We start from the raw sequence: 12,433 nt of genomic DNA on the forward strand, positions 1-12,433 counted from the left end.
ATGACCGACTATAAAGCCACGCTTAATCTTCCGGACACCGCCTTCCCGATGAAGGCCGGCCTGCCCCAGCGCGAGCCGCAAACTCTGCAGCGCTGGGACAGCATTGGCCTGTACCAGAAGCTGCGCGAAATTGGCAAGGATCGTCCGAAGTTCGTTCTGCACGACGGTCCTCCGTACGCCAACGGCAACATCCACATCGGTCATGCGGTCAACAAGATTCTCAAGGACATGATCGTCCGCTCGAAGACCCTGTCGGGCTTCGACGCGCCTTATGTTCCGGGCTGGGACTGCCACGGTCTGCCAATCGAGCACAAGGTCGAAGTCACCCATGGCAAAAACCTGCCTGCGGACAAGACCCGCGAACTGTGCCGTGCGTATGCCGCCGAGCAGATCGAAGGCCAGAAGGCCGAGTTCATTCGCCTGGGCGTGCTGGGCGATTGGGCCAACCCGTATCGCACCATGGACTTCGTCAACGAAGCCGGGGAAATCCGTGCGCTGGCGGAAATGGTCAAGAACGGTTTCGTGTTCAAGGGCCTCAAGCCTGTGAACTGGTGCTTCGATTGCGGCTCGGCCCTGGCTGAAGCGGAAGTCGAATACCAAGACAAGAAGTCGTCGACCATCGACGTTGCCTTCCCGGTTGCCGACGCAGACAAACTCGCCGCTGCTTTTGGCCTGTCGAGCCTGAGCAAACCTGCCGCCATCGTGATCTGGACCACTACCCCGTGGACCATCCCGGCCAACCAGGCGCTCAACGTTCACCCTGAATTCAACTATGCGCTGGTCGACGTTGGCGACAAGCTGCTGGTGCTGGCCGAAGAGCTGGTCGAAGCCTGTCTCAAACGCTGGAATCTTGAAGGTTCGGTACTGGCCACCGCTCCAGGTACCGCTCTGGAGCTGATCAACTTCCGCCATCCCTTCTATGAGCGCCTGTCGCCGGTTTATCTGGCCGAGTACGTCGAACTGGGCGCTGGCACCGGTGTGGTTCACTCGGCTCCGGCCTATGGCGTGGACGACTTCGTGACCTGCAAGGCGTATGGCATGGTCAACGACGATATCCTGACCCCGGTTCAGAGCAACGGCGTTTACGCGCAGTCGCTGGAATTCTTTGGCGGCCAGTTCATCTGGAAGGCCAATCCAGCCATCGTCGACAAGCTGCAGGAAGTCGGTGCGCTGCTACACACCGAAACCATCTCACACAGCTACATGCACTGCTGGCGCCACAAAACCCCGCTGATCTACCGCGCTACGGCGCAGTGGTTCGTCGGCATGGACAAAGAGCCGGTGTCGGGCGATACCCTGCGCAACCGTGCCGTCAAGGCCATCGAAGATACCAAGTTCGTACCAGCCTGGGGCCAGGCGCGTCTGCATTCGATGATCGCCAACCGTCCTGACTGGTGCATCTCCCGTCAGCGTAACTGGGGCGTGCCGATCCCGTTCTTCTTGAACAAGGAGAGTGGCGAGCTGCATCCACGCACTGTCGAGCTGATGGAAGAAGTCGCCAAGCGCGTCGAGAACGAAGGCATCGAAGCCTGGTTCAAGATGGATGCTGCCGAACTGCTGGGCGATGAAGCGCCGCAGTACGACAAGATCTCCGACACTCTGGACGTCTGGTTCGATTCGGGCACCACGCACTGGCATGTCCTGCGCGGTTCGCACCCAATGGGCCACGAAAGCGGTCCGCGCGCCGACCTGTACCTGGAAGGTTCCGACCAGCACCGCGGCTGGTTCCACTCGTCGCTGCTGACCGGTTGCGCCATCGACAATCACGCGCCGTACCGCGAGCTGTTGACTCACGGTTTCACCGTGGACGAGAACGGCCGCAAGATGTCGAAGTCGCTGGGTAACGTCATCGCGCCGCAGAAGGTCAACGATACTCTGGGCGCCGACATCATGCGTTTGTGGGTTTCGGCTACCGACTACTCAGGCGAAATGGCCGTTTCGGAAACCATCCTGCAGCGCAGCGCCGACGCTTACCGTCGCATTCGCAACACCGCGCGCTTCCTGCTTTCCAACCTGAGCGGGTTCAACCCGGCGACCGACATCCTGCCTGCCGAAGAAATGCTGGCACTGGACCGTTGGGCCGTCGATCGCGCCCTGCTGCTGCAACGCGAGCTGGAAGAGCACTACGGCGAATATCGGTTCTGGAATGTCTATTCGAAAGTGCACAATTTCTGCGTGCAGGAGTTGGGCGGTTTTTATCTGGACATCATCAAGGACCGGCAGTACACCACGGGTGCCAACAGCAAAGCCCGTCGTTCCTGCCAGACCGCGCTGTTCCACATCTCCGAAGCGCTGGTTCGCTGGATTGCCCCGATCCTGGCGTTCACCGCCGACGAGCTGTGGCAGTACATGCCGGGCGAGCGAAACGACTCGGTCATGCTCAACACCTGGTATGAAGGCCTGAGCGAGCTGCCGGAAGGCATCGAGCTGGACCGCGCCTACTGGGAGCGGATCATGGCGGTCAAGACTGCGGTCAACAAGGAACTGGAAAACCAGCGTGCGGCGAAAGCCATCGGCGGTAACCTGCAGGCCGAAGTAACCCTCTACGCCGAAGATGACCTGACTGGCGATCTGAACAAGCTGGGCGACGAACTGCGTTTCGTGCTGATCACCTCCAAGGCCAGCATGGCGCCATTCGCCAATGCCCCGGCCGATGCCGTGGTCACCGAAGTGGCGGGCCTGAAGCTGAAAGTGGTCAAGTCCGGTTACACCAAGTGCGCACGTTGCTGGCACTTCCGCGAAGACGTCGGCGTGCACGCCGAGCATCCGGAAATCTGCGGTCGTTGTGTCGACAACATCAGCGGTGTGGGCGAGGTTCGTCACTATGCCTAATGCGTCGGCTGGCCGCATGGGCCGTCTAAGCTGGCTGTGGTTGAGTGTGCTGGTTGTGATCATCGATCAGGCCAGCAAGCTTTACTTCGAAACCAATCTGAGCCTTTATCAGGAAATCGTAGTCATACCCAGCTACTTCAGCTGGACATTGGCCTACAACACCGGCGCTGCGTTCAGTTTTCTGGCTGACAGCTCCGGCTGGCAGCGCTGGCTGTTCGCACTGATCGCCGTCGTGGTCAGCGCGGTGCTGGTGGTCTGGCTCAAGCGCTTGGGACGTAACGAGACCTGGCTGGCGATTGCCTTGGCACTCGTGCTGGGCGGCGCGCTGGGTAACCTGTACGACCGTATCGCGATTGGCCACGTCATCGACTTCGTGCTGGTCCATTGGGACTATCGCTGGCGTTTCCCAGCCTTCAATTTTGCCGACAGTGCGATCACTGTAGGCGCGATCATGCTTGCTCTGGACATGTTCAAGAGCAAGAAAACCGGAGAGCCCGTTCATGACTGAACACGCCACTCAAGAAACACGCATCGGTCAGAACACGGAAGTTACCCTGCATTTCGCTCTGTACCTGGAAAACGGCGATACCGTCGACAGCACCTTCGACAAAGCTCCGGCCACGTTCAAGGTCGGCGACGGCAGTCTGTTGCCGGGTTTCGAGGCGCTGATTTTCGGCTTCAAGGCTGGCGACAAGCGCAGAATCGAAGTGCCGCCGGAAAACGCCTTTGGTCAGCCCAATCCGCAAAACGTGCAGATCATGCCGCGTTCGCAGTTCCAGAACATGGAGCTGGCCGAAGGCTTGCTGGTGATCTTCAATGATGCGGCCAATACTGAGCTGCCGGGCGTAGTGAAGGCGTTCGATGACGATCAGGTGACCGTTGACTTCAATCACCCGCTGTCCGGTAAGACGTTGACCTTCGAAGTGGAAATCTTCGAGGTGAAGGCGCTCTGATTGTCTGGCGTCTGATCGGCCCCGGCACTGCTCGGGGCCTTTTCGTTTTTATGTTTCATTGCGCGTAGACACGAGGCACATCATGCAAATCAAACTCGCCAACCCACGTGGCTTCTGCGCCGGAGTGGACCGTGCGATCGAAATCGTCAATCGAGCGCTGGAAGTGTTTGGCCCGCCGATCTACGTGCGCCATGAAGTGGTTCATAACAAATTCGTCGTCGAAGACCTGCGCAGCCGTGGCGCGATCTTTGTCGAAGAGCTGGATCAGGTGCCGGACGACGTCATTGTCATCTTCAGTGCACATGGCGTTTCTCAGGCGGTGCGTACCGAGGCTGCAGGCCGGGGCTTGAAGGTATTCGACGCGACCTGCCCGCTGGTGACCAAGGTTCATATCGAGGTCGCACGCTACAGCCGCGATGGTCGTGAGTGCATCCTCATCGGTCACGAAGGGCACCCGGAGGTTGAAGGTACGATGGGTCAGTACGACGCCAGCAATGGCGGCGCTATCTATCTGGTCGAGGATGAACAGGACGTTGCCAATCTGCAGGTGCAGAACCCCGAAAAACTGGCATTCGTGACCCAGACCACCCTATCGATGGATGACACCAGCCGCGTGATCGATGCCCTGCGCTCGCGTTTTCCGGCGATCGGTGGGCCGCGCAAGGACGACATCTGCTACGCCACGCAAAACCGTCAGGATGCGGTCAAGCAACTGGCCGATGAGTGCGATGTGGTGCTGGTGGTCGGCAGCCCGAACAGCTCCAATTCCAACCGCTTGCGCGAGCTGGCCGAGCGCATGGCGACTCCGGCGTACCTGATCGACGGTGCCGAAGACATGCAACGCAGTTGGTTTGACGGTGTTGAGCGCATAGGCATTACCGCGGGCGCATCGGCTCCCGAGGTGCTGGTGCGTGGCGTCATCGAGCAGTTGCAGGCCTGGGGTGCAACCGGGGCTGACGAGCTGGCCGGCCGTGAAGAAAACATTACTTTCTCGATGCCCAAGGAATTACGCGTCAAGTCGATCCTGTAAACCGCTTCGAGTACCTGCGTCATGAGCATGGCTCGGTAGTGAAGCCTTTGCTGCGAAGGGTCACTCGACCCGTCACGGCGATCGCTATCTGGTAGTGGCTGGCGGGTGAGTCTTTCAGGCAAACCGCCAGTGTGCCGTTCGCGTTATTGAGCAACCTCCCGGTGTTATCGAAGCCGATGCGCATTGCCACCCGACCATTGCCGACCACCTTCACGCTGCGATGCCCGCTGCGTTCGGCCAATATTGTTTCGTCGTCATCTCGAAACTGGTTGCGGTTGGTATCGACGAACACGCGCCAGCCGTCACTCCAATTGCCTTCCTGCGCCTGCATGATCACTGGCTGGCTGCGCAGAATTGCCTCGACACGCGCCAGACGCAGGCCGCTGGCCAATTGTTGGGCGGTGTCCTGACGGCGCTGCGAATCCACCAGCGCCGCGAAGGCAGGTACCCCCAACGTCGCAACAATGCCGATCAACACCAGCCCGGCCAGCAGTTCTACCAGTGTCAGTCCCGTCTGCCTCACTTTTGTATCTCCCTGACTACAGCGCGCCCTAGCAAACGCCCATTCAGCCACGCCGACAAGGTCGTCGATTGTCAGCCGATATGTCCGCAAGCTGCGGTTACACACCCGTCGGGCAGGCTGCGGTTCATCAGCTTCAATGTTCTCTGAACGGGGTCAGCAGGGGTGTCCGATGAGCATGGGATCAGCGCAGACAGGGGTGACATTGATCGAGGTGCTGGTGGCTGTATTGGTGTTCTCCGTCGGCGTCCTGGGCGTCGCGATGTTGCAACTCAATGCTTTGAAACACACCGACAGCGCCCTGCGCAGCACTCAGGTCAGCTTCATCGCCCATGACCTGCTGGAGCGCATTCGCGCCAACCCGGACGCGAACTACGCTATGGCTTCTCTGAATCAGGCGCCTACCTCCGGCAATCCTGAGATTCCCCGTGATCAGGACCTTTTCGATTTTGCCGATCAGTTGCGGCGAGTGATGGGCGACGATGTGCAGGCGTCCGTCGCGGTAATCGGAGCCAAGGTGACTGTCACGCTGGACTGGAACGATGCACGGGCACAGGGCGAAGCGGCGTCGAGGCAGACAATGACCCTGAGCAGCCTGACAAGGGCTGAACGAGGCACGCAACCGTGATTATCGTGAACCGAGGCTTTGGGCTCGTCGAAATCATGCTGGCGCTGGTTCTCGGCCTGGTGATGTCCCTGGCGCTGACGCAGATTTTCATCACGTCCAAAAGCACCTGGTTGAGTCAGACATCGTCCGCCAGCCTGCAGGAAGATGCGCGCTTCGTACTCGCCAAGATGGTCCAGGAAATTCGCCTTGTGGGTATGTTTGGTTGCCTGGGCAGCGTCCGTGACGCCAGTCTCGGGGGAGGGTTTTCCAGTGCTTTCCTGGCGCCGGTGCAATGGGATTCCGGACTGAAATCCCTGACCCTGGTCACCGCGCCGGTTGGCACGGACAGGTCCTGGCATGACTGGGTCGTGCACACCGATTGCGCGTCATCGGCCACGGCCTGGTCCCGAGGTCGTGCACCACGACTGGACGCCGGCGAATTTGCGTTGCCTGTTCAGCGCCTTGTCTATCGATTCAATGAGCAACGAGGTGAGCTGACGCTCGATGGCCAGCCGTTGCTGAGCAACGTCCGAGAATTCAGTTTGCTATTCGGCGTTGCCGATTCAGCGGATGCGTCGGGTGTCGCGCGCTACACCGCCCGACCCGAGCCGAAGCTGATTAGAAGCGTGCGCCTGACGTTGACCCTGTTCGATCCGGCAGACCGCACGCAAGAGCAGTCCTTCAACGTCGTCGCCACCCTTCGTAATCGTGTCGGTTAAGGAGCGGCAGATGAAGACTCAGCGCGGAGCGGTGCTGATTGTCAGCCTGGTGTTCCTCATGCTCCTGACGCTGCTGGCGACCTCATCCATGCAGAACGCCACGCTTCAGGAAAAAGTAGCGGGCGGCCTGGCACTGCGTGATGCCTCTTTTCAGTTGGCCGAAGCCGTATTGCGAACGGCAGAAGCAAGGATCCTCACCCCTGGGTTTTCACAGGCCGAATGTTTCACGCCGCTGACGTGCCTGCCGCCCGCGGAAGCGCTGACGCTGTCTGGCGGTGGCGCGGGTGGCGCATCCGGCGTGCGCTGGATGACAGGCAGCGGCGGATTCTTTGGTATTCAACATCTCGGCGAGGCCGAAGACCCCGCCGGCGCGGGCGGAAACCTGCAGCCACAAAGGTTGTATCGGGTTACCGCCGTCGGCATCCACGGTACGTCGCGTACGGTACTGGAGAGCATTCACACCGAGGAGCGCCGGATCATGTGGCGGCAACGGCAATGAGGGTAGTGCGGATGGCGGAACGAGGATTCACCCTGATCGAATTACTGGTAGCGGTCGCCGTCGTCGCAGTCCTCGCTGCGGTCGCTTACCCGACCTACACCGAGCACACCCGCAAGACCCGCCGCTCGGAAATCGCGGCATTACTGGTCGAAGAGGCGCACAAGCTCGAGCGGTTTTATTCTCGGACAGGGCAATATTCGGATGCTGCCGGGCCACCTGCTCGGGCGCATGAAGTCTCCAGGGGAAACGGGTTTTATGTGGTTGAAAGCGAACGTTCGGAGCAGAGGTTTGTACTCAAAGCCATGGCGATTGGCGGCACATTGATGAGCGGGGACAGGTGTGGCGAGTTCGTGCTGGAGCACACTGGCAGGCGCGACAATGCGGGGATATCGGGCGATGCCAGTGTGCAGCGGTGTTGGGGGCGATGAGGTCGTTACCTGAAGCAGTCAGTGCCAGCGGTCGATTTTTTGTTGCCAGCCTGGTCGATCGTTAATGTCCCGCACGTATCGTTCGCTTGGCTCCCTTGGGGCGCCACAGAAAAGGCGTATGACGTTGCCGAGCTGGTAACCGACAGCGAATATTTGCCAGTAGCCGAAGCTGCGGCGAGTCCGATTTTGCTGAGATCTGTCCCTATGTCATAGCTATTGTTCTGGGCGTAATAACGCTCGATGCGTGCGGTGGCATCGTTCAATAACGCGATCCCCTCAGAACGATACCCACGTTGCACGTATCGGGTGTAGGACGGATATGCGATCGCAGCCAGAATCGCGACGATAACGACGGTGATCATCAGCTCGATCAAGGTGAAGCCGCGCTGGTGTTTTTTCATGTAATGCATTTCCGTCGATCTCTCAAGGTGAAGGAATCACGCGCCAGGTTTGGCGGCCGTTGTATCTAAGGCCGGTGTACATGTTGGTAGGTGTGCTGGCGTCGCTGTTGTACAACGTGGACAGCCCGTTTGGCCCATTCCCGGAAACGACGCTCACGCCACCTGCGCTGGAGTCGAAGCCGCTGATAATCCCGCCGCTCTTTGTCATGTCCTCCGAGTTGATGATTCCGTTGCGGGTGAAGTCAAACACGGCAAAGCTGGTCGCTCCGCCAGTGGTTGGGTCCAGCCCAAGGCGCTTGCCTTGAATACCCGCGTCACAGACGTCGGTGATAGGCGTTCGGGTTGCGACGGTCAACACACTCCCGGTGATGTCCATCACGTCGACCATTCGCTCGCCTGTGAGGGCATTACCGATCTTCAAGTCCAGGTACCAGCCAAATTTGCTGGTCCAATCCACTGCGTTGGTGGTGACCGCTCGTAGCCCCGTCGCACCGCCGACGGTTTCGTTGATGGCACTCATGGTCTGGGATTGCAGGTCCGTTCGGGCAGGGCCTTTGTTGGATGGGGACACCTGGCCCGCCGTGGAGGGATCCCAGATGCCGTAGAGGGATTGAAGGTCCTTCGTTGTTTTGTCAGCCGAGGCGAAGTAGCGCCCAGTGCCGATGAGGACCAGAGTGCCTGTCCCAGTAGGGTGCGGATAAACAACAGGCGGGGCGGTGATGGATTGGGCGGCCGCTGCCGTTGTACCGGTTGCAGGTGCGATTGCCGTGAACAGCGGTGTATTGCTGAAAGACACCTTATAGTTACTAGCCGTTGCATTGGCTGTCAGCGAGCCTGTGGTGCCGATGAGATCAAAGCGCCAGAGATTGCCCAGCAAATCGCCTGCGTACACATAGTCGGCGATGCCGTCAGAGTTCGCATCCAGCACCACTGGAGAAGAAAGCCCGTTGTCCAGCTTGCTGGGCTTGCTCTCCGGAACGGTCAGTTTTGCGATTTGGGCGCCGGTTTCGACGTTCAGTACGAAGAGAGTCGCGGTCGAACCATCGCCGTTGTAGCCGTTGCCGACGATGACTCCCCATTCACCGGAGTGCAGCTTCGCGATCACCGGCGTAGAGAGCGTAGAACCCAAAGCCGTGTCGTTTGCCGAGGTGAACTCCCAGAGCAGTTTGATATTGCCCGGGTCAGTGACGTCCAGTGCGAAGATTTCGCGTCCGCCAGCACCGAGAGTCCCTACCAACACGGTATGCCATGCTTTGTTGAAGTAAACATCCGACACCACCGGCGAGCCATCGACATAGAAGCGGTGCTGTGACGAGTCCGTATTGTAAGTCGGGCTGCTCAACGTGCTCAGGCTGGGGATGACAGCGGAGGGGACGAACGCGAACTTCTCGATACCGGTCGCGGCATCGAAGGCGTGCAGCATGCCATCGTTGGCGCCGACGTAGACCTGCGGCAGGCGTCCGCTGACCTGGCTCTGAAACTTCGCGTAGTCGCCAGCGGTGCCGTTGAGCGTGTCTGCAATGGACGGGATAAATGTGGTGGACCCGACCACCGCGGGTTGTGAGTTGACGATGTCACCCAACAGCGAGGCGCGTCTGCGGAACGATGTGCCACTGGTAGCCCCCTCCAGGGTTCTCACGCCCCTGACGAAGTCTGCCTGCTCGGATGTCATGGTGCTTTGCAAGGTGGTGTTGTTGTACGGCCGATTTGCCAGATTCGTATACGTAAAATCTTGCAGTGCATTGCCCGCAGAGGTAGCCATTTTGATGATTCGCTTGTTCGCTGCAGGAATCAGCGTCGCGGCGCTCCAGTCTTGCGTGCTGGAGGTCACTCCAGTTGTGGTGTTGTAGCTTGCCGTAGTCTTTATCAGATCCCCGCTCCAGAGGGTCACGTTGAAGCTGTCGGTATACGTCGTCGTGGAGTTGGAGGCGGTAGGCGACGGAGGAACGGCCGCTGCCGGCGCCACAGACGTATTCTTCTGCATGATCTGGCTGAAGGCGGTATTGAGTTGGGCCTTTAGCGTCGAAGCACTGCTGACCAGGAAGTAGTTGTTCGGCGTGCCGGATACGTTGGAGTCCCACTGGCCCGCAACGGGCATGCTGGTCGCCGTGTTGTCCTTGTCACCGAAGCCGCCCCACTTTGCCGCATACCAAAGGGGATCGCGCAGGTTGGTGACGGATCGCGCGGAGGAAGGGGTGAAGACACGATTTTTGTAGGTGGCGCCGTTGACCACTATGCTGCCTGATTTCATCCCCGGCAGAAGTGTGTTGGCGCCCGTACAACCCGAGCTGCAGGATCCGGGAGCTTGGGTGCCTGGCGTGTCCAGCACGTAATGCTGGCTACCGTTACCGCCACCGGTCACTTCCAGATAGATACCGTCACGGTCCGTCCCGGAAATGGTGTAACCCATGTGCGATTCGTTGCCGGCTTGTGAATAGACTGTTTCCAGCCTCACATTCAGCGTGGCCGTGGCGCCGGTGCCGATCACCGACACGGTATAGAGCACGATGGCATCCATGTCGTAGTCGCAGCCTTGGCCGCAGTCGTCGAATACAACGCGGAATACCGCTTGGGCGCGGCCGCCGTTGACTGACGTGTCTGTCGGCTGGCCGGGCATGTTGTAAAGCGAGTCGATGTAAAAGCCGGTGATCTGCTCGGTGACGCCGCTGGTGACCTTGCCAAACGGCAGCAGCGTCACGGTGCCGGTACCAACCGGCATCTGAATGCGGGGCAAGGTAGAGGACAGCGCAATGGAGAACGTCTGGACCTTTTGACTGCCTAGGGACGTGATCGGATGGGTATTGGCGTAGTAAGCCACCGCTGCGGAGTTATAGGTGCCTTCCTTGGTGGGCTCTTCGGGAAGACCACGGATATTTCCAAGGCTGGAGGCCACTTTTGCAGTCGGTGCGCCGTCATTGACCCCTGTCGTGCCTGACGTCTGCCCGATATTGATGTTCTTGTTTCCGTTCCCTACATCGGTGTTCCAGATCGTCTGGCCCAGCGTTTGCGGCCGAAAATCTTCGAGGACCTTTGGAACGTCAGGTGTGTTGTTTGGGGAAAATGCCCCATTTGGCACTTCGGTATCGTAGGTCGGGTTGACGTCGCTGAATAACGTTTCAAAAGGTTTTGAACAGCTTGGGAATGATGGCGGAGATGCCTCAGCGTTCGGCGTGCTGGAGTAGGGGTCTGACCACGAAGTCAGCCCGCTGAGCCCCAGTGCCGAATCGCCAGAACCGGATGCGTAGGAGCTGGTAGGGCTTGCTTTAGCGCCGCTGAAATAGCGCATCGTTTCAAACATCATCTCGGCCAGCGGATTGCCCCAGTTCTGACAGGTCGAGTTGGTGATCGTGTTGCCGGTAAGTGCGGCGCTGGTACAGCCCGCGGTCGTGCCCAGTTTCAAACCATCAAGCGTGCCGATGATCCCGCCCTTGGTATAGGTGTTGCCTGATTTAGTGCCAAAGATTCCAGTAGAGGTCTCGACTTCTCCAGCGAAACTGCTGATGGCTTTGCGGACTACGCCGCCCTGGAGGTTGTTCTGGTAGGTGCCGGTCATCAGGCCGAAGTACATCTGATTGCCTTCACCGTAGTCGTGAAGGATCCCGGTTGGCTTGTATTTTCCGTTGGGGTAAAGCTTGCAGTTGGATTCCGCACCGGTTTTACATACTTCGACACGAACGTTGAAGTCTTTCGGTACGACATCAACTTTCTTGAAGGAAGTGTCAGTGGCTTCGGTTCCGCCCTGCGTCGTTTCACGGGAGACCCAGCCGAAGATGCGCACGTTTGCGATGTTCGGCAGTACACGAAGCAGCGGTGCACCGGTCGCGCTCGGACTGGTATTGGCAAAAAGTGCACGGTTGCCCGTGCTAGGGCTGGCGTATGGCGTGTAATCCAACAAGTTATAGCCATCAACCGCCTGGCTGGTGTACTCCTTGCCCCATGTGTGTGCATCCTGCGGAATGTAGGCACGTTCAAGGATGGTCTGGCTGGTGGTGTCAGTGCTTCGGTAGCCGCCGTACAACACCTTGCGCAACGCATCGGCTCGGGACGTCGTCAGGTAATTGAGATAATCGCCGCTCCAGCTGCCGCCACATTTCTTGTCAGTTGTGGTGCTGCTGACTGAAAAGTATCCGCTGCCATACGTGTAACAGCTGTCGGAATCGAAATAGCCCAGGTACTTGAAGGCAGGCGATGTCTTGTAGCGGATATCGATCGAACCATCGCCGTCCAGATCGGACGCATCGTTATAGGCAGGGAAGAACAGTTTGTGATCCCGGCCCACGACCAGCATGTTCAACGGAGGCACCGAATCGCTGACGAACAGCGGGATTTGCGCCGGAACCTGACTGACCGCTGCCTGGGCCTGGGGCATCGAAAGCGTAAACGTGGAGATCAGCGTTGCAACTACAGTGACTGCATTGGACATGTTCATGGCTGTCCAGTACTG

General features: G+C 59.0%; 11 protein-coding genes. 8 read left to right on the forward strand and 3 right to left on the reverse strand.

Translation table 11 applies throughout. The features are described from left to right. From ileS to ispH, 4 genes are all read left to right on the forward strand, one after another. Complete coding sequence (gene ileS / locus ACRER8_RS05110) at positions 1–2,832, forward strand: isoleucine--tRNA ligase (RefSeq protein WP_431745265.1); 2,832 nt, start codon at positions 1–3, stop codon at positions 2,830–2,832. Further along, complete coding sequence (lspA, locus tag ACRER8_RS05115) at positions 2,825–3,340, forward strand: signal peptidase II (protein WP_431745266.1); 516 nt, start codon at positions 2,825–2,827, stop codon at positions 3,338–3,340. The genes ileS and lspA overlap by 8 nt, the downstream gene beginning before the upstream one ends. Further along, positions 3,333–3,785: an FKBP-type peptidyl-prolyl cis-trans isomerase gene (locus ACRER8_RS05120; protein ID WP_431745267.1), complete on the forward strand. Its 453-nt coding sequence runs from the start codon at positions 3,333–3,335 to the stop codon at positions 3,783–3,785. The genes lspA and ACRER8_RS05120 overlap by 8 nt, the downstream gene beginning before the upstream one ends. An 82-nt stretch (positions 3,786–3,867) precedes the next feature. Continuing rightward, positions 3,868–4,815 (forward strand): 4-hydroxy-3-methylbut-2-enyl diphosphate reductase, encoded by a 948-nt coding sequence (ispH, locus tag ACRER8_RS05125; protein WP_431745268.1) that lies wholly within the window; start codon positions 3,868–3,870, stop codon positions 4,813–4,815. Between the two features lie 19 nt (positions 4,816–4,834). Here ispH and ACRER8_RS05130 read toward each other — a convergent pair whose 3' ends face one another. Next, a complete protein-coding gene (locus ACRER8_RS05130; protein ID WP_431745269.1) occupies positions 4,835–5,338 on the reverse strand; it encodes a GspH/FimT family pseudopilin in 504 nt (167 codons plus the stop codon). A gap of 169 nt (positions 5,339–5,507) precedes the next feature. Between ACRER8_RS05130 and pilV the strand changes: the two genes are divergently transcribed. From pilV to ACRER8_RS05150, 4 genes are read left to right on the forward strand one after another with little or no spacing between them, the layout of a single operon-like run. Next, complete coding sequence (gene pilV / locus ACRER8_RS05135; protein ID WP_431745270.1) at positions 5,508–5,963, forward strand: type IV pilus modification protein PilV; 456 nt, start codon at positions 5,508–5,510, stop codon at positions 5,961–5,963. Positions 5,964–5,998: 35 nt separating this feature from the next. Next, positions 5,999–6,661 (forward strand): PilW family protein, encoded by a 663-nt coding sequence (locus tag ACRER8_RS05140; RefSeq protein ID WP_431745325.1) that lies wholly within the window; start codon positions 5,999–6,001, stop codon positions 6,659–6,661. A 10-nt stretch (positions 6,662–6,671) separates the two neighbouring features. Beyond that, a complete protein-coding gene (locus ACRER8_RS05145) occupies positions 6,672–7,160 on the forward strand; it encodes a pilus assembly PilX family protein (protein ID WP_431745271.1) in 489 nt (162 codons plus the stop codon). An 11-nt stretch (positions 7,161–7,171) separates the two neighbouring features. Beyond that, positions 7,172–7,588 carry a type IV pilin protein gene (locus ACRER8_RS05150; protein ID WP_431745272.1) on the forward strand — a complete coding sequence of 139 codons (417 nt, stop codon included), beginning with the start codon at positions 7,172–7,174 and terminating at the stop codon, positions 7,586–7,588. 5 nt (positions 7,589–7,593) lie between these two features. Here ACRER8_RS05150 and ACRER8_RS05155 read toward each other — a convergent pair whose 3' ends face one another. Both ACRER8_RS05155 and ACRER8_RS05160 read right to left on the reverse strand, forming a co-directional pair. Next, positions 7,594–7,989, reverse strand: a complete 396-nt coding sequence (locus tag ACRER8_RS05155; protein ID WP_431745273.1) for a type IV pilin protein — start codon at positions 7,987–7,989, stop codon at positions 7,594–7,596. Positions 7,990–8,011: 22 nt separating this feature from the next. Further along, positions 8,012–12,418: a pilus assembly protein gene (locus ACRER8_RS05160; RefSeq protein ID WP_431745274.1), complete on the reverse strand. Its 4,407-nt coding sequence runs from the start codon at positions 12,416–12,418 to the stop codon at positions 8,012–8,014. Between the last annotated feature and the right edge of the window lie 15 nt (positions 12,419–12,433).

The organism is Pseudomonas sp., from assembly GCF_050739935.1.
In the GTDB taxonomy this organism is placed as follows: domain Bacteria; phylum Pseudomonadota; class Gammaproteobacteria; order Pseudomonadales; family Pseudomonadaceae; genus Aquipseudomonas.

Coding starts and splice junctions, on each gene's coding strand:
- ileS (WP_431745265.1), top strand. CDS start 1: ATGACCGACTATAAAGCCACGCTTAATCTTCCGGACACCGCCTTCCCG.
- lspA (WP_431745266.1), top strand. CDS start 2,825: ATGCCTAATGCGTCGGCTGGCCGCATGGGCCGTCTAAGCTGGCTGTGG.
- ACRER8_RS05120 (WP_431745267.1), top strand. CDS start 3,333: ATGACTGAACACGCCACTCAAGAAACACGCATCGGTCAGAACACGGAA.
- ispH (WP_431745268.1), top strand. CDS start 3,868: ATGCAAATCAAACTCGCCAACCCACGTGGCTTCTGCGCCGGAGTGGAC.
- pilV (WP_431745270.1), top strand. CDS start 5,508: ATGAGCATGGGATCAGCGCAGACAGGGGTGACATTGATCGAGGTGCTG.
- ACRER8_RS05140 (WP_431745325.1), top strand. CDS start 5,999: ATGCTGGCGCTGGTTCTCGGCCTGGTGATGTCCCTGGCGCTGACGCAG.
- ACRER8_RS05145 (WP_431745271.1), top strand. CDS start 6,672: ATGAAGACTCAGCGCGGAGCGGTGCTGATTGTCAGCCTGGTGTTCCTC.
- ACRER8_RS05150 (WP_431745272.1), top strand. CDS start 7,172: ATGGCGGAACGAGGATTCACCCTGATCGAATTACTGGTAGCGGTCGCC.
- ACRER8_RS05155 (WP_431745273.1), bottom strand. CDS start 7,989: ATGAAAAAACACCAGCGCGGCTTCACCTTGATCGAGCTGATGATCACC.
- ACRER8_RS05160 (WP_431745274.1), bottom strand. CDS start 12,418: ATGAACATGTCCAATGCAGTCACTGTAGTTGCAACGCTGATCTCCACG.